Origin of the sequence: Microvirga guangxiensis (assembly GCF_900102135.1) — a bacterium.
In the GTDB taxonomy this organism is placed as follows: Bacteria; Pseudomonadota; Alphaproteobacteria; order Rhizobiales; family Beijerinckiaceae; genus Microvirga; species Microvirga guangxiensis.
This window is the reverse complement of record NZ_FMVJ01000017.1, coordinates 68,765-84,136: the sequence shown is the minus strand read 5'-3', so window position 1 is coordinate 84,136 and position 15,372 is coordinate 68,765. Positions and strand designations below refer to the sequence as shown.

Genomic DNA, 15,372 nt, shown 5'->3' with positions numbered 1-15,372 from the left:
GGCGTGAAGGCCGGCATCGTCGACAAGTCCGGCGCCTGGTTCTCCTACGACAGCCAGCGCCTCGGCCAGGGCCGCGAGAACGCCAAGCAGTTCCTGCGCGACAACCCCGAGGTCGCCAACAAGATCGAGGGTCTTATCCGCCAGAATGCCGGCTTGCTCGCCGACCGCATCCTGGAGCAGGCGACCCCGACCGCCGACGACCTGGATGAAGGTTCCGCCGAATAAGGTTTTGCTCTCCTTCAAGGGCAAAAGGCAGGCCGTCGCGAGAGATCGCGGCGGTCTTTTTTGTTTGTTGTCTCCGAGCCGCCACCATTGTCTCGGGGCTTTGCAGCAGAACCGGGATCGCCAGACAAGAGTAGAGCGCGCTTCCGTTCCCCTTGCGAGGAGGGGCAGCGGTGGGGGCGCAGAGCGGTAGCGCCGCATCTGTTTCATGAGCCCGACAGCCCTCCCTTGTCATGGCCGGGCTTGTCCCGGCCATCCCAATGCTCTTCCCGCTACCCTCATCCTGAGGAGCAGCGCAGCTGCGTCTCGAAGGAGGGTTCAGTGTGCTCTGGAGGTCTCCTTCGAGACGGTCGCTCCAGCGACCTCCTCAGGATGAGGTCGCGGGTTAGGGAAGTGGGATCATCGGCACAAGGCCAGTGATAACGAATGGGAAACTGGGTCTGCCGCTCACTCGGTCAGACCATCCCCACCCTTGCCCCTCCCCGCAAGAGGGGAGAGGGAGCACACGCTTCATCCTCCCCGATCCCGGCTTAGTTCAGTGTTCCACCCGCGATGACACTGAAAGCGAAGGCTGAAGCTCCTGATCCGATCCGGAGCACTCAAGAGTGAAACAGCGCCTCGACAGCGGCACCGGGGACCGCTAAAACCGGCCTCCATCAAGAGATTACCGGGCCCGAAAGGGCTCCCCAATTCCGAGTTTGAGAACCCATGAGCGGCGTCAACGAAATCCGGTCGGCCTTCCTCGATTACTTTGCCAAGAACGGCCATGAGGTCGTGGCGTCGAGCCCTCTCGTGCCGCGCAACGATCCGACCCTGATGTTCACGAATGCGGGCATGGTGCAGTTCAAGAACGTGTTCACGGGAGCCGAGAAGCGGCCCTACAGCACGGCGGCGACGGCGCAGAAATGCGTGCGCGCGGGCGGCAAGCACAACGATCTCGACAATGTGGGTTACACGGCGCGCCACCACACCTTCTTCGAGATGCTCGGCAACTTCTCGTTCGGCGATTACTTCAAGGAGCGCGCCATCGAGCTCGCCTGGGGCCTGATCACGAAAGAGTTCAACCTGCCGAAGGACAAGCTGCTGGTCACCGTCTACCATGACGACGACGAGGCGGCGAACCTCTGGAAGAAGATCGCCGGGTTCTCGGATTCCAAGATCATCCGCATCCCGACCTCGGACAATTTCTGGCAGATGGGCGATACCGGCCCCTGCGGTCCGTGCTCGGAAATCTTCATCGACCAGGGCGACAAGCTCTGGGGCGGCCCTCCCGGCAGCCCGGAGGAGGATGGCGACCGCTTCCTCGAGTTCTGGAATCTCGTGTTCATGCAATACGAGCAGATCGAGCCCGGCAACCGCATCGGCCTGCCCAAGCCCTCCATCGACACCGGCATGGGCCTGGAGCGCATCTCCGCCATCATGCAGGGCGTATATTCCAACTACGACACGGACCTGTTCCGCACGCTCATTGAGGCGGTGGCCCATGCCACCGGCGTGGCGCCTGAGGGCGACCGCAAGGCCTCGCACCGCGTCATCGCGGATCACCTGCGCACCTCGTGCTTCCTCGTGGCCGATGGCGTGCTGCCGTCGAACGAAGGCCGCGGCTATGTGCTCCGCCGCATCATGCGCCGCGCCATGCGCCATGCGCAGCTTCTCGGGGCGCGCGATCCGCTGATGTATCGCCTCGTGCCGGTTCTCGTGCGCGAGATGGGGCAGGCCTATCCTGAGCTGATCCGCGCCGAGGCGCTCATCACCGAGACGCTGAAGCTGGAAGAAACCCGCTTCCGCAAGACCCTGGAGCGCGGCCTCTCCATCCTCGACGATGAAAGCCGCAATCTCACCAAGGGCCAGAACCTCTCGGGTGATACGGCCTTCACGCTCTACGACACCTATGGCTTCCCGCTCGATCTCACGCAGGACGCACTGAAGCCCCGCGGCATCGGCGTGGACACGGATGCGTTCAACGCCGCCATGGAACGCCAGCGCGAGAAGGCCCGCGCGGCTTGGTCCGGCTCGGGCGAGGCGGCGACGGAGACCGTGTGGTTCGGCGTGAAGGAACGCACCGGCGCCACCGAGTTCCTCGGCTACGACACCGAGACCGCCGAGGGCATCGTCGTGGCCCTGCTCAAGGACGGCAAGGAAGTGCAGGAGCTGAAGGCTGGGGAGACCGGCCTCGTGGTCCTCAACCAGACGCCGTTCTACGGCGAGTCCGGCGGCCAGGTCGGCGATACCGGCGTGATGCAGGGCGAAGGCGCCCGCGTGTTCGTGACCGGCACCGAGAAGAAGCTCGGCGACCTCTTCGTGCACCACGTCACCGTCGAGCACGGCTCGCTGAAGCTCAATCAGTCGCTTGAGCTGATCGTGGACCACGAACGCCGCTCGGCCGTCCGTTCGAACCATTCCGCGACCCATCTTCTGCACGAGGCCCTGCGCCAGGTGCTCGGCGATCACGTCGCCCAGAAGGGCTCGCTCGTTGCGCCCGACCGCCTGCGCTTCGACTTCAGCCATCCCAAGCCCATCGAGGATGCTGAGCTGAAGCAGGTCGAGGAGATCGCCAACAAGGTGCTGCTCCAGAACGAGCCTGTGGTGACCAAGCTCATGGCCGTGGACGAGGCCATCGAGTCCGGTGCGCGCGCGCTCTTCGGTGAGAAATACGGCGACGAGGTTCGCGTCGTGTCCATGGGCAAGGCCGAGGGCAACAAGACCTTCTCCGTCGAACTCTGCGGCGGCACGCACGTGAATCGCACCGGCGATATCGGCCTCGTGACCATCGTGGGCGAGGGCGCGGTCGCCGCTGGCGTGCGCCGCCTCGAAGCGATGACCGGCGATGCCGCCCGCCGCTACCTTGCGGATGAAAGCCGCAAGCTGCGGGAGGTCGCGAGCCTCCTGAAGACTCCGGTCGACGAGGTCTCCACGCGTCTGAACGCTCTCCTCGAAGAGCGCCGCAAGCTGGAGCGCGAACTCGCCGAGGCGCGCCGCAAGCTCGCCATGGGCGGCGGTGCTGCGGGTGGCGGCGATCCGATCAAGGACGTCAGCGGCACCAAGCTGATGGCGCGTGCCGTCACCGGCGTCGAGATGAAGGATCTCAAGAGCCTTGCCGACGAAGGCAAGAAGCGCCTGGGCTCCGGCGTCGTCGCCATCGTCGGCGTGGCCGAGGACGGCAAGGCAGGTATCGTCGTCGCCGTTACCGAGGACCTGACCGCGAAGTTCGATGCGGTTTCGCTCGTCCGTGTCGGCTCCGAGAAGCTCGGCGGCAAGGGCGGCGGCGGACGCCGCGACATGGCCCAGGCCGGCGGCCCCGACGGAGCCCAGGCTGAAGCCGCGCTCTCGGCCATCGAAGCAGCGATGGCGGCGGGCTGAACCACATCCATGCAACAAAAATCCCGGATAGCTTATGCCGTCCGGGATTTTTCGATGGAAAGCAGCTGGCCTTTCGCTGACCGCCGAAGCTAGTTCCTCGTCACTCTCCAGATCGTATTCGACAGATCGTCCGCGACGATCAGGGCGCCACGGGGGTCCACCGTCACGCCGACCGGGCGTCCGCGCGTGTTGCCGTCATCGACCAGGAAACCGGACACGAAGTCGATCGGGTCTCCGGCAGGCTTCCCGTCACGGAACGGCACGAAGATCACCCTGTAGCCGACCGGTACGCTGCGGTTCCAGCTGCCGTGTTCGCCCACGAAGACCCCATCGGCGAAGTCCGGACCCATCTCCGGTATCGAGAAGGCCACGCCGAGCGCCGCCACATGCGATCCCAGGGCGTAGTCCGGGCGGATCGCCGCGGCGACCTTCTCGGGATCCTGCGGCTGCGCGCGCGGGTCCACGTTCTGGCCCCAATAGCTGTAAGGCCACCCGTAGAAGCCGCCTTCCTGCACGGAGGTGAGATAGTCCGGAACAAGGTTGGGACCGATCTCGTCACGTTCGTTCACGACCGCCCAGAGCTGTCCCGTTCCCGGCTGAATGGTCAGAGCGGTTGGGTTGCGAAGGCCGGTGGCGTAAGGCTTGTGCATTCCCGTCTGCACATCGATCTGCCAGACCATGGCCCGGTCTTCCTCGGCGTCCATCCCGCGCTCGGTGATGTTGCTGTTGGAGCCGATGCCCACATAGAGAAAGCGCCCGTCCGCACTGGCGGTCATCGCCTTCGTCCAGTGATGATTGATCACGGCAGGCAGGTCCACCACCTTTACCGGCGGCCCGCTCGCCTGAGCCTGCCCATCCTGATAATCGAAGCGCACCAGCGCATCCTGGTTGGCGACGTAGATGGCGCCGTTGACGAATGCGAGGCCGTAGGGCGCGTTGAGATTGTCGGCGAAGACGCCCTGCAATTCGTAGGTGCCGTCGCCATCCGCATCCCGCAGCAGCGTCAGCCGGTCGCCGCCCTTCACCGAACTCTTGCCAAGGCTCTTGATGTAGCCCGCAATCACGTCCTTGGGGCGCAGGGACGGCGCATAGCCGCCGGATCCTTCCGCAACCAGGATGTCTCCATTGGGGAGGACCAGGGTCTGGCGCGGAATCCTGAGATCCGTGGCGATGGCTTGAATCTTGTATCCCTGCGGTACCTTGGGGAGCTCATTTCCCCAATTGGCCGGTCTCGGGATCTTCATGCTGGGCAACAGGCCGCGCTGCGGCTCGGGCAGGTTCGGATTGGAGCCGTATTGCGGCGCCTCTGGTTCGCTGTTGCAGGCGGCCAAGGCGATGGTCAGGGTGCCGATAAGGAGCGCCGAGCGGATCATCTTGCCTCTCCCTGAAAGCCGGAATAGCCGATCCAGGCCGCAGCGAGCGCCAGGAGCGTTGTGATCGCCGAGAGGATGAGGCCCTCCGGCATGGTCGCCCAGGCATCCTTCGCGTGGACGAGCGCATTCACGAAGCCGAGCCCCCACATGACGAGGAGCACGACGAAGTAGGTGATCAGTCTGCCTTTTCGCGCCGGTCCCCGGCGGAAAAGATTGATCAGCGCCCAGAGCAGGGCGAAGCCGCCGCCAACCAAGCCGCCGGCAATGAGCCAAGATGAGAAATTCGCCCATTGGATATGGAAGCTCGCCCGATAGGCGAGATCGCTGAGCAGCGCGCCCATGAAAAGGGGAAGCGGAAAGGCCAGCAGGATTGCATGAAGGGGGTGGAGAGGTCTCAGAGAACCTGGACTGGATACAGCAACCAAGACGCTTCCCTCCCGTTTTGGAGCCGGCCGCGCGGACTTGCGTCCGGCAAAGCCTTTCGGTGGGTCAATGCATCAGAGTTCGGTAAGTTTCGAGAACAGCCAAGATTCCTGGATAGCAATTCTGTGATCTTGTTCTATCTCCCGTCTCGGCCAGGTCCTCAATCGTGATCGGGATGCTGGAGGGACTTCATCTTCGCCAGCATCTCCGGCGGATTGTCGTCTTCGGTCGCAATGCCCGGAAGCGCATGCAGGGTCTCGAATGCAGGCAATCTGCACTCGATGCCGTACTGGACTTCGAGCGCGATGCGCTCGGGATGGTCCAAGCTGCCGATGGAAACGCAGATACGGTCGGAGTCGAGTACGTTGTAGGTCAGGGGCGTCCCGCATTCGCGGCAAAAGCCCCGCTCCACGGCTTCCGAGCTCCTGAAGGAGCCGGGCTTGTCTTTCGTCCAGACCAGATCTTTTTGCGGAACCCCTGTCAGCGCGGAGAAGTAGTTGCCGAAGGCCTTCTGGCACATGCGGCAATGACAGATGCTGGAATGTGTCGGCTCCGACATCAGCGCGTAGCGCACCGCGCCGCATTGGCAGCCGCCGGTCATGACGGGTTTAGATTCCGGTTCGGCCATCGCTCGGCCTCCCTCTCAGCCTGATGAAGCAGCATACGAAAACTTTGTTCCGATTGCATGCACGGACATCTCTCTTCGGGAAGCGGGGCGATAAATTAGGTAGTCCCTCTGCGCAGGGGAGATTTCCGCGCTTCGCGCTTACACTTTCCTCCGTCAACCCGGAGGTGGCGATGGCAGGCTTCTTGCTACACGTGCTCGGTGCAGCAGCAATCGCCTCGCTGGTTGTCACCGGCGTCATGGCTTACGAAGGATCGTTGCAATTGGCAGGCCATTCGAAGCAACAGCGCAACAAGTCCCGTGACAGAAGCAATTCTGATCCGCCGGAGATGTAACAACGTCTTCTTGGCGAGCCACATTCTGGCCCTACTGCCAAGACAAGTTTTTCAGCACTTATCGTGTGACCAAAGCCAAGAAGGACAAGGGGACAGGAACATGCGAGACAACAAGCATTCATCGCCCTCGCCCGACACGTTTCCCGTGTTGAGCCAACTCGAGCGGACCATGTTGGCGTCGATTGCCCTCATGAAGCGCATCAGGCGTGAAAGAAGACGCTCGCCTCGCAGTGACATGAGCATGCAAAGCGAGAAGCAATAAGGCGCCTTGCAATCTCATATCTTTTTGAAGGCCTTCCCACGCGTCTGACACGGCAGTTGGAAGGCCTTTTTCGTTGAACACCACATGATGCTTGAGCGCGATACAGACGCATTGCTCTGAACGCGCCTACACGAGCAACGATACAGACCTAACCAGCAGGGCCACCGGCGCAGAACGCGAATGTGCTCGGCACAAATCCTCGGGGCCCGACATCATGCTTGAGTGGAGCGAGGCGTTCGGTCTGCTGCTTCTTCGTTTGCGCAGATTTCGCAATGCCGGCGGGCCAGGAAGTTTCATGCCAGGTGGCCGTCCAATCGTGGAAGTGACTTGCCGGATTGATGTCGAATTTCAGCGTGAGGTAACCGGTGCTTTCGTTGTGGCAATGGGGCGAGGTTTTATATTCCCTCTCCGAGAAGCAGGCGCGCACCGTTTTCGAGCAGCTGAACGGGACGTTGCCGTAACGCCGCTGATCCTCTCCGACGTCTGTCACGCCGGGATCCAGAGTCACGAAATCTGCGATAACGAATTCCGCGCCGCCGCCCGAATAGCTTTCCGTGATGCGGTTGAGCACGGCAACGGCCCAGAGGCCGGAGCCTGCGGGATAGAGGGCAGGGTGGATGTCGAGCATCCTTGCCTCCGATCCATCTTCCGACGGCGGCAGAGGATACTTCTCGAAACTCCAGCGGTTCAGAAGCTGCCACTCGCCCGGTGCTTTCATCGCAAGACGAGAGAGCGTCCTGTTCACCATCACGGCGTAGAATTCGCGGCCTGTTTCGGTCTTACGCTCGAACAGGCGCGGCACTTCCACCTTGTTGCACTCGAGGCCGGGGAGGTTGCACATCCCCATGATCCAGTTGGGATCGAGCTTATCGAGATCCTTGATCTCACGCAGGCGAATGGCTTGAGGTAATGTCTCGGCATGCAGGCCGCTGCATATGCCCAGCAAAGGCATCACAAGAATTGTGGTTTGCACAGCGTGGCGGCTTCGCCATTTGAAGCAGCGAGAGCGAGTATTCCACATTTGCTTCTCCCCATTTGCGTCGATACTATATATCGAAAGGTGGAGCTGAAAGTGGCAACTGAGAGAACAGCTCGTCCTGCAAGCTGGGTTCTGGACAAACCTGAGAGCGACCTTGCTCAGATTGTAGATTCGTTCCGAGAGGCTGGCGATTCAGTTTGGCATATTGATCGTCATGTTCTCGAAGTGACGGAGCCTGCGACCTATGATCCCGAAGCCATCGTCGCGGCCTGCGCTGCCGGCCTCTCTCTGCTCCGTCAGTGGTCAAGTCATCGTGTCGCTTTGACGGAGGGCGAAACGAAAGTTTCTGAACCATACCTGATCATCGATGATGAGTGGCTTGATGCAGCACCGGGCGCACCGCCTCCCCATGTCTACATCTGCCTGTCTTCAGGCCAGCAAGAGAGCATCAAGCATGAGCCTCACGTCGACATGCAACCGCTGCCCAACACCCTTGCGCATCTGCTCAAAGCCAATGAAACCATTGTCAGAATAGGCGGTGCTTTCGAAGGAGAGCCAAGCACGGCTTGGTTGATCAAGCCCGCAATCAGATCCGAGTAAGCTCCAAAGAAAAAGCCCGGCATGATGCCGGGCTCTTCATTTCTTGACCTTGGTCGAGAAGGGGCTTCGCTTAAGCCGCCATCGCCTTCTTGAGGTTCTCGTCGATCTTGTCGAGGAAGCCGGTGGTGGAGAGCCACTTCTGCTCCGCGCCGACGAGGAGGGCGAGGTCCTTGGTCATGTAGCCGGCCTCGACCGTGTCGATGCAGACTTTTTCCAGCGTCGCGGCAAACTTGGCGAGCTCGGCGTTGTTGTCGAGCTTGGCGCGGTGGGCCAGGCCGCGGGTCCAGGCGAAGATCGAGGCGATGGAGTTCGTGGAGGTCTCCTTGCCCTTCTGGTGCTCGCGGTAGTGGCGGGTCACGGTGCCGTGGGCGGCTTCCGCTTCCACCGTCTGGCCGTCCGGCGTCATCAGCACGGAGGTCATCAGGCCGAGCGAGCCGAAGCCCTGCGCAACGGTGTCGGACTGCACGTCGCCGTCGTAGTTCTTACAGGCCCACACATAGCCGCCCGACCACTTGAGAGCCGAGGCCACCATGTCGTCGATGAGGCGGTGCTCGTAGGTGATGCCGGCGGCATCGAACTTCGCCTTGAACTCGTTCTGGTACACTTCCTCGAAGATGTCCTTGAAGCGGCCGTCATAGGCCTTGAGGATCGTGTTCTTCGTGGAGAGGTAGACCGGGTACTTGCGGTTCAGGCCGTAGTTCATCGAGGCGCGGGCGAACTCGCGGATCGACTCGTCCAGGTTGTACATGGCCATGGCCACGCCGGCGCCCGGGAACTTGAAGACTTCCTTCTCGATGACCGTGCCGTCCTCACCCTCGAACTTGATCGTCATGCGGCCCTTACCGGGCACCTTGAAGTCCGTGGCGCGGTACTGGTCGCCGAAAGCGTGACGGCCGACGATGATCGGCTGGGTCCAGCCGGGCACGAGGCGCGGAACGTTCTTGCAGATGATGGGCTCGCGGAAGATCACGCCGCCGAGGATGTTGCGGATCGTGCCGTTGGGCGACTTCCACATCTCCTTGAGGTTGAACTCCTTCACGCGGGCCTCGTCCGGCGTGATGGTGGCGCACTTCACGCCGACGCCGTACTTCTTGATGGCCTCGGCGGCCTCGACGGTGACCTTGTCGTTGGTGGCGTCGCGATGCTCGATGCCCAGGTCGTAGTACTTGAGGTCGATGTCGAGGTAAGGGTGGATCAGCTTGTCTTTGATGAACTGCCAGATAATGCGGGTCATCTCGTCGCCGTCGAGTTCGACGACCGGATTGGCAACCTTGATCTTCGCCATGATCTCACCTTGCGCTTGAAGGGCTGGAACGGGCCTGCCGGATGGCAGACGGGTTGCCGGGGCTATAGCGCGGTTAAGGCTCTGGGGGAAGGTGGGGGGCTGTCCTCAATTCAGCGCTTTCTGGCCCCTTGTGTGGTTTTCTCGTCCTCCTGGCACAAGGCGGCGCTGAACAGTGAATTCACGGTGGCAGCCTTGCTGCGCACGCTCTCCTGGGTTGCCGGGTTCCGAATGAGGGCCGCCGTGGCCTTCAGCAGAGCCCGGTCGCAGGTGCAGGCTCGACGCCCGACGCGCTCATAGCAGAGGTCGTGGGCCCGGCAGGCGGCATCGAGCGCATCGACGGGCGAGGCGCGATTGGCATCGCCAGCGCCGCACCAATTTCCATGAAACAGGGGAGGCGCCGATTGAGGCACTTTCGCCACCGATGGAGTCGCAGACGCGGGGCCGGGGGCGAGAACGGCCATGCAGGCAATGAGCATGAGTGAACGCAACCAGGCCAGCTTGGCTCTCCAATGTTGGGAAGGAATACCGTCGGGTAGCGGACAGAAGAACCATTCTTTCTGGGTTTCAGTTCCCTTTATAAGACAAGACTCCCTTGCCCGTGCCTCTCGATGGGGCTCGTTCGGGGTGACTTCGCATGGCTCTAGGCGCGGCGCTTCGTTTGGCGCTATGGAGGTGCATCTCAGTTCTCTGGCCAAGCCTTCACTCGAAAACGCATCATGAATCGCCCCGTCATCATCCTTGTGGAGCCCCAGCTCGCCGAAAACATCGGCATGGTGGCGCGCGCCATGGCCAATTTCGGTCTCTCCGAGCTGCGCATCGTCGCCCCGCGCGATGGCTGGCCGAGGAAGGGCGCGCATTCGGCGGCATCCGGTGCGGTGCATGTGCTGGAAGGCGCGACGCTCTACGACACGGCCCGCGAGGCGATGGCCGATCTCAACTTCGTCTTTGCCACCACCGCGCGCGAAAGGGGGCAGATGAAGCGGGTTTTCGGGCCGGACGAGGGAATGGCTGAAGCCTATCGGCGTATCGCTGAAGAACAGCGCATCGGCATCATGTTCGGGCGCGAGCGGACAGGGCTGGAAAATGACGAGGTGTCGCTGGCGGACGCCATCATCACCTTCCCGGTCGATCCGCAATTCTCCTCGCTGAACCTTGCCCAGGCGGTGCTGCTCGTCTCGTACGAATGGCGCAAGCTCGCCACCGGCAGGGCGCTGCCGTTCTCCGGCGAGAGGATTTCGCCACCGGCACCTCGGGAGATGGTTACTTCTTTCTTCGACTATCTTGAGGACGAGCTCGAGGCGGTGAACTTCTATCCGGAGGACAAGAAGCCGACGATGGCCCGGAACATGCGGGACATCTTCCATCGGCTCGAGATGACCGAGCAGGATGTCCGCACCCTGCGCGGGGCGATTCGCGCACTTGCCGAAGGCCGCCGGTTGAGGAAGCCTTAAAGATCTTCTGCTCTAGTGTTGCCGGATGCGTTCTGCACCCGCATATCCTGACTTGAGATCGCCATGCGCCGCTCGCTCTATGCCTTCGTTCTCCTCGGTTCGTGCCTTGCCGCACCCATGGCTTTTGCGGCCACGCCGCCGAAGCAGCCGGAAAAGGGGCCGGGCGGGGGGGATTATAAGATCACCGAAGTGATCAAGACCGGCGTCGGCACCGTCAGCTCGGGTTCCTATGTCTTCTACGGCAACGATACGCCAGCGGGCCCGCGTCCGGTGGTGGTGTTCTTCCATTCCTGGGGAGCCGTGAACCCGGCGCTCTATGGCGGCTTCATCGATCATCTTGCCCGCAAGGGCTATCTCGTCCTCTTCCCGCGCTTCCAGGAAGTGAACCGCTCGCGTCCGGCCGACGCCCCGGAGAGAGCAGACAATCTAATCAGGGAAGCTCTGGCTCAGTTGGGCAGCGATCAGAATGCGAGGCCCGACCTGACCAGGGTGGCCTATATCGGCCATTCGGCGGGTGTGCCTCTGGCGCTCAACGTGGCGGCCAAGGCGGAAGGCCCGGCCATGCCGGCGCCGAAGTTGGTTTTCGGCTTCATGCCTGGCGGCATCGCATCGAGCGAGAAGGAGCGTGGCATCATGCTGCGCGATCTCTCGACGGTCGATCCCTCGACACTCATCGTCATGATGAGCGGCGACCGCGAGCATCTGCCGAGCGACCGCGCGTCCCGCCGTCTCTTCTCGGAGACGAGCGGCGTTCCGATCAGCCGCAAGCTCTTCATGCGCGCCAGCTCCGACGATCACGGCTATCCGCCGCTGACCGCGACCCTGGCCTCGCCGGGCTCGCCGAAGCCCGATTACGATGCCTCGGTCATCAAGCTGCAACCCGATCCGCCGCGCGACCCGAAGCAGAGGAATACCTGGAAGTGGAGCGCCGACATGGCGCTGTCGGGCCCCCAGACCATCCTGACCCAGCAGATCGGCAACAACGGCACCGACACCCTCGACTATCTCGCCTACTGGAGAACCTTCGAGATGGCGGCGGAGGCAGCCTTCGCGGGCAAGGATGCCTCCGCTCTCCAGCGCGACCCGAAGTTCATCGACATGGGCAATTGGAGCGACGGCTGGCCCGTGCGCCGCCTCTCGGCCCAGACTCCGAAAGTGGAGGGTCAGGAGAAGCCGGAAGAGCAGGGGCCTCGCCGCAGGCTCAATATGGCGCCACCTGAGACCAAGGAAGGCGGATTGAACGGCTTTATCAGGCAGTTGCGTTCATAAGGTTTGCCATGCGTATCGATCTCATGGCCGGTGCGTCCTATAACCCGGCTGTCATGCCTTCTCCCGTTCCCACGATCCTTGTCTTCGATTCCGGCCTCGGCGGGCTCACCGTGTTTTCCGAGGTCCTGAAAGCGCGTCCCGATGCGCGCTTCGTCTATGCCGGGGACGATGCCGGTTTTCCTTATGGGCGATTGAGCGAGAGCGCCCTGACGGCGCGCGTTCTCTCGGTCATGGAGCGCCTGATCGGCCTCTACGATCCGCAGCTCGTGGTGATCGCCTGCAACACGGCCTCGACCGCCGTGCTGCCGCCCCTGCGCGAGCGCTTCTCCGTGCCTTTCGTCGGCACCGTTCCCGCCATCAAGCCGGCCGCCCTGGCGAGCCGGTCCGGCCATGTGACGGTGCTCGCGACGCCCGGCACAGTGGCGCGGGATTACACCCGCGACCTCATCGAGACCTATGCCGCCGGCAAGAAGGTCAATCTCGTCGGCTCACGGCGGCTCGCAGGCTTCGCCGAGGCGGAACTCGCCGGAAACCCGGTCCCGGATGCGGAGCTGCTCGAAGAGCTTCTGCCGTGCTTCGTCGAGACCGAGGAGGGGCGTACCGACGTGGTCGCCCTGAGCTGCACCCATTATCCGCTGCTGTTGTCTCGATTCCAGAATCTGGCGCCCTGGCCCGTTAACTGGATTGATCCGGCTCCGGCCATCGCCCGCCGCGTGACCCAGCTCATCGGCCCGCCGGTCCCTGGACATGAGGCGGACGAGAACGAGGCCGTGGCAGTGTTCACCAGCGGAGCAGGGATCACCTCAGCCTTCCGCGAAGCATTGCGGGACAAAGGTTTGCCTGCCGTTGTCGTCGAAGACATGCCGCTTTTGCAGGGGTGATCCGAGCGTCATCCCGGACGGCTTTAGCCGATCCGGGATCGTCCTCAGGAAAAGGCGCCAATCTCGTCTTGCGATCCCGGATCTTCGCTATGCTCCGTCCGGGATGACTGCCTTGTGAGCTTGATTGACTTCCTCCCCTTTTTCCCATACATCCCCACCCAGTCGCGCGGTCCTCACGGGCCGCGTAACTTTTTACGCTCCCGTGGCCCGGCTTTCAGTCGGCCTGTCGTCCCCTAGGGGAAGAGGAGGGCGCGTTCCTCGCAAATTCGACAACAAAGAGGAACAGCGATGTCGAAGCGCATTCAGGCCAAGCACAAGCTTGACCGCCGCATGGGTCAGAACATCTGGGGCCGCCCGAAGAGCCCCGTGAACCGCCGCGAATACGGCCCCGGCCAGCACGGCCAGCGCCGCAAGGGCAAGATGTCGGACTTCGGCACTCAGCTCCGCGCCAAGCAGAAGCTGAAGGGCTACTACGCCAACATCACCGAGAAGCAGTTCCGCCGCTACTACGCGGAAGCACTTCGCCAGAAGGGCGACTCGGGTGAGAACCTGGTCGGTCTGCTCGAGCGCCGTCTCGACGCGATCGTGTACCGCGCGAAGTTCGTTTCGACCCCCTTCGCCGCTCGTCAGTTCGTCAACCACGGTCACGTGAAGGTCAACGGCCGCCGCGTGAACATTCCGAGCTATCTCGTGAAGGTCGGCGACGTGATCGAGGTGAAGGACAAGTCCAAGCAGCTCGAAGTCGTGGTCGTTGCGTCGCAGCTCGCCGAGCGTGACGTTCCGGACTACATCGAAGTCGATCACTCCAAGATGACGGCTCGTTTCACCCGCATCCCGACCCTCTCCGAGGTGCCGTATCCGGTGCAGATGGAACCGAACCTCGTGATCGAGTTCTATTCGCGCTAATTGCCGCGAAGCGATCTGAAACTGAAAAGGCCGCCCTTTCGGGCGGCCTTTTTTGTTTAGGCTTACTGCTGCTGAGGAGCCTGGCCCTGCTGGCCATGGCCCATCATGCCATGGTGGCGCATCTCGGCCCGGCGGCCATGATGCCCGTCGCGTCCGCCGCGCTTGCCGCGTTCGTGCCAGCCCGAGCCGTCGTTGATGGCCTGACGGACGAGGCGCGGGGCAATGCGCTTCTGATCCTCGCTGAGCGTATCCCAGAGCGGGCGAAGAGCCGTGGCGATGGTCGCAGAGGTCTGAGCGCGTTCCGTCTGCATCGTGCTGCGCTGCTCGAAGCGCTGCATGAAATCTGCCGAACGGCGCTGCTCGCGGTTCTCGCGGAACTGCGTCATCCGCGTATAGCGCTGGTTGGCGGCATTGCGGATGGCGGTTTCCACCGGACCCCAAAGGCGTTCCTGGTCGCCCGTGAGCTTCAGGCCGGCCTTGAGACCGGCAACGCGGGCATCCACGAGGCGGTTGTAGTCGTCCTGGGTCATGCGGGGACGCTGCTGGCGCTGCTGGTCCTGGGACTGGCCCTGCGCAGCCGGGGGAGTGGCGGCGGGGGGCTGAGCCTGTGCGAAGGCGTAGGTGCCGACACCGGCAAGCATGGCGGCAGCAGTGGCAAGGGTGGCAATCTTTTTCATTCGGGTATCTCCTTGAACGCCGATGATGAGAGATTGCTCCCATGCTGCTCTCGGCTGGATGACTCCCGCATGAACTTTTCGTCATGTTGCGTTAAAGGGTGTTAACCTTCAACGGATCGGTCTTTTCGGGATGAGGAATGAAAGGTTGGCCTAAACCTCAGCCCAAGCGCTTCAGGAAGCCTGCGAAGCGCATCAGGCCCTCCGGCCAGGGGCCATGGCCGCTGTCTGTGTTCAGATGCCCTGCATCGCCGGCATCGACGATGGCGGCTCCCCATGAGTAAGCCACGTCTTCCGCTTTCGCATAATCGCAATGCGGATCCGTCCGGCTGGCGACCAGCACTGACGGGAACGGCAGGGGATCGCGCGGGATCGGCGCGAAGGCGCGGTCGATAGCGGGGATGAAGTCGGGCCTCTCCACGTCCGGCATGCTCACGAGAAACGCGCCCTGCACCTTGTCCTTCAGAAGAAGCGGGGCGGCATGAACGATGGCCAGCACGCCGAGACTGTGCCCGACCAGCACAACGGGCTTCCCGGCCCGCTTCACGTCTTCGACGATGCGCGCGACCCAGGCGTCCTTGTTGGGGTTGTCCCAGTTCTCCTGCTCGACCCGCCAGGCGGTCGAGAGCTGGCGCTCCCATCGGCTCTGCCAGTGATCGACGCCGGAATTCGTGTGGCCGGGAACGATGAGGATGTCGCAATCGGAGGTTTTCATGTCTCCCGAGAT

Annotated in this window: 15 protein-coding genes and 1 pseudogene; 8 read left to right on the top strand and 8 right to left on the bottom strand. The window is 62.6% G+C overall.

The genetic code is table 11. The features are described 5' to 3' along the window. Together BLP10_RS21195 and alaS are read left to right on the top strand one after the other, a co-directional pair. A pseudogene (locus tag BLP10_RS21195) lies at nucleotides 1-225 on the top strand (recombinase RecA); the annotation flags it as partial. Between the two features lie 705 nt (nucleotides 226-930). Then, nucleotides 931-3,582 carry an alanine--tRNA ligase gene (alaS, locus tag BLP10_RS21190; RefSeq protein ID WP_091139239.1) on the top strand — a complete coding sequence of 884 codons (2,652 nt, stop codon included), beginning with the start codon at nucleotides 931-933 and terminating at the stop codon, nucleotides 3,580-3,582. 89 nt (nucleotides 3,583-3,671) lie between these two features. On the opposite strand, the gene BLP10_RS21185 is transcribed toward alaS, so the two are convergent. The 3 genes from BLP10_RS21185 to BLP10_RS21175 all read right to left on the bottom strand — a co-directional run bounded on the left by BLP10_RS21185 (nucleotide 3,672) and on the right by BLP10_RS21175 (nucleotide 6,006). Continuing rightward, the gene (locus BLP10_RS21185; protein ID WP_091139237.1) at nucleotides 3,672-4,955 is read right to left on the bottom strand and encodes a PQQ-dependent sugar dehydrogenase; all 1,284 of its coding nucleotides are present in this window, start codon (nucleotides 4,953-4,955) and stop codon (nucleotides 3,672-3,674) included. Beyond that, a complete protein-coding gene (locus BLP10_RS21180) occupies nucleotides 4,952-5,380 on the bottom strand; it encodes a DUF2231 domain-containing protein (RefSeq protein WP_091139234.1) in 429 nt (142 codons plus the stop codon). Before BLP10_RS21180 ends, BLP10_RS21185 begins: the two co-directional genes overlap by 4 nt. A gap of 158 nt (nucleotides 5,381-5,538) precedes the next feature. Next, nucleotides 5,539-6,006, bottom strand: coding sequence for a GFA family protein (locus BLP10_RS21175; protein WP_091139231.1), 468 nt, complete (start codon nucleotides 6,004-6,006; stop codon nucleotides 5,539-5,541). A 170-nt stretch (nucleotides 6,007-6,176) separates the two neighbouring features. Here BLP10_RS21175 and BLP10_RS23310 point away from each other — a divergent pair, with 170 nt between their 5' ends. Further along, nucleotides 6,177-6,338: a hypothetical protein gene (locus tag BLP10_RS23310; RefSeq protein WP_175493998.1), complete on the top strand. Its 162-nt coding sequence runs from the start codon at nucleotides 6,177-6,179 to the stop codon at nucleotides 6,336-6,338. A gap of 410 nt (nucleotides 6,339-6,748) precedes the next feature. On the opposite strand, the gene BLP10_RS21170 is transcribed toward BLP10_RS23310, so the two are convergent. Then, nucleotides 6,749-7,573 (bottom strand): hypothetical protein, encoded by an 825-nt coding sequence (locus BLP10_RS21170; protein WP_139165557.1) that lies wholly within the window; start codon nucleotides 7,571-7,573, stop codon nucleotides 6,749-6,751. 99 nt (nucleotides 7,574-7,672) lie between these two features. Here BLP10_RS21170 and BLP10_RS21165 point away from each other — a divergent pair, with 99 nt between their 5' ends. Continuing rightward, a complete protein-coding gene (locus BLP10_RS21165; protein ID WP_139165556.1) occupies nucleotides 7,673-8,179 on the top strand; it encodes a hypothetical protein in 507 nt (168 codons plus the stop codon). Between the two features lie 70 nt (nucleotides 8,180-8,249). On the opposite strand, the gene BLP10_RS21160 is transcribed toward BLP10_RS21165, so the two are convergent. Next, on the bottom strand, nucleotides 8,250-9,464 hold the full coding sequence (locus tag BLP10_RS21160; protein ID WP_091139224.1) for an NADP-dependent isocitrate dehydrogenase: 1,215 nt from the start codon (nucleotides 9,462-9,464) through the stop codon (nucleotides 8,250-8,252). 110 nt (nucleotides 9,465-9,574) lie between these two features. Continuing rightward, nucleotides 9,575-9,940 carry a phospholipase A2 family protein gene (locus BLP10_RS21155; protein ID WP_091139222.1) on the bottom strand — a complete coding sequence of 122 codons (366 nt, stop codon included), beginning with the start codon at nucleotides 9,938-9,940 and terminating at the stop codon, nucleotides 9,575-9,577. Nucleotides 9,941-10,180: 240 nt separating this feature from the next. On the opposite strand from BLP10_RS21155, the gene BLP10_RS21150 reads away from it, so the two are divergent. The 4 genes from BLP10_RS21150 to rpsD all read left to right on the top strand — a co-directional run bounded on the left by BLP10_RS21150 (nucleotide 10,181) and on the right by rpsD (nucleotide 13,971). Next, nucleotides 10,181-10,915, top strand: a complete 735-nt coding sequence (locus BLP10_RS21150) for an RNA methyltransferase (protein ID WP_091139219.1) — start codon at nucleotides 10,181-10,183, stop codon at nucleotides 10,913-10,915. A gap of 63 nt (nucleotides 10,916-10,978) precedes the next feature. Next, nucleotides 10,979-12,184, top strand: a complete 1,206-nt coding sequence (locus BLP10_RS21145; protein WP_091139217.1) for a dienelactone hydrolase family protein — start codon at nucleotides 10,979-10,981, stop codon at nucleotides 12,182-12,184. Between the two features lie 8 nt (nucleotides 12,185-12,192). Further along, entirely contained in the window at nucleotides 12,193-13,065 is an 873-nt protein-coding gene (gene murI / locus BLP10_RS21140) for a glutamate racemase (protein WP_091139214.1), read from the top strand. Between the two features lie 288 nt (nucleotides 13,066-13,353). Beyond that, nucleotides 13,354-13,971, top strand: a complete 618-nt coding sequence (gene rpsD / locus BLP10_RS21135) for a 30S ribosomal protein S4 (RefSeq protein WP_091139210.1) — start codon at nucleotides 13,354-13,356, stop codon at nucleotides 13,969-13,971. Between the two features lie 62 nt (nucleotides 13,972-14,033). Here the strand turns inward: rpsD and BLP10_RS21130 are convergent, their stop codons facing one another. Next, nucleotides 14,034-14,648, bottom strand: coding sequence for a Spy/CpxP family protein refolding chaperone (locus BLP10_RS21130; protein ID WP_091139207.1), 615 nt, complete (start codon nucleotides 14,646-14,648; stop codon nucleotides 14,034-14,036). A gap of 157 nt (nucleotides 14,649-14,805) precedes the next feature. Continuing rightward, entirely contained in the window at nucleotides 14,806-15,360 is a 555-nt protein-coding gene (locus BLP10_RS21125) for an RBBP9/YdeN family alpha/beta hydrolase (protein ID WP_091139205.1), read from the bottom strand. Between the last annotated feature and the right edge of the window lie 12 nt (nucleotides 15,361-15,372).

Excerpts from the sequence above, each read along its gene's own strand:
- alaS (WP_091139239.1), top strand. The coding sequence starts at position 931 with ATGAGCGGCGTCAACGAAATCCGGTCGGCCTTCCTCGATTACTTTGCC.
- BLP10_RS21185 (WP_091139237.1), bottom strand. The coding sequence starts at position 4,955 with ATGATCCGCTCGGCGCTCCTTATCGGCACCCTGACCATCGCCTTGGCC.
- BLP10_RS21175 (WP_091139231.1), bottom strand. The coding sequence starts at position 6,006 with ATGGCCGAACCGGAATCTAAACCCGTCATGACCGGCGGCTGCCAATGC.
- BLP10_RS23310 (WP_175493998.1), top strand. The coding sequence starts at position 6,177 with ATGGCAGGCTTCTTGCTACACGTGCTCGGTGCAGCAGCAATCGCCTCG.
- BLP10_RS21160 (WP_091139224.1), bottom strand. The coding sequence starts at position 9,464 with ATGGCGAAGATCAAGGTTGCCAATCCGGTCGTCGAACTCGACGGCGAC.
- BLP10_RS21155 (WP_091139222.1), bottom strand. The coding sequence starts at position 9,940 with ATGCTCATTGCCTGCATGGCCGTTCTCGCCCCCGGCCCCGCGTCTGCG.
- BLP10_RS21150 (WP_091139219.1), top strand. The coding sequence starts at position 10,181 with ATGAATCGCCCCGTCATCATCCTTGTGGAGCCCCAGCTCGCCGAAAAC.
- BLP10_RS21145 (WP_091139217.1), top strand. The coding sequence starts at position 10,979 with ATGCGCCGCTCGCTCTATGCCTTCGTTCTCCTCGGTTCGTGCCTTGCC.
- murI (WP_091139214.1), top strand. The coding sequence starts at position 12,193 with ATGCGTATCGATCTCATGGCCGGTGCGTCCTATAACCCGGCTGTCATG.
- rpsD (WP_091139210.1), top strand. The coding sequence starts at position 13,354 with ATGTCGAAGCGCATTCAGGCCAAGCACAAGCTTGACCGCCGCATGGGT.
- BLP10_RS21130 (WP_091139207.1), bottom strand. The coding sequence starts at position 14,648 with ATGAAAAAGATTGCCACCCTTGCCACTGCTGCCGCCATGCTTGCCGGT.
- BLP10_RS21125 (WP_091139205.1), bottom strand. The coding sequence starts at position 15,360 with ATGAAAACCTCCGATTGCGACATCCTCATCGTTCCCGGCCACACGAAT.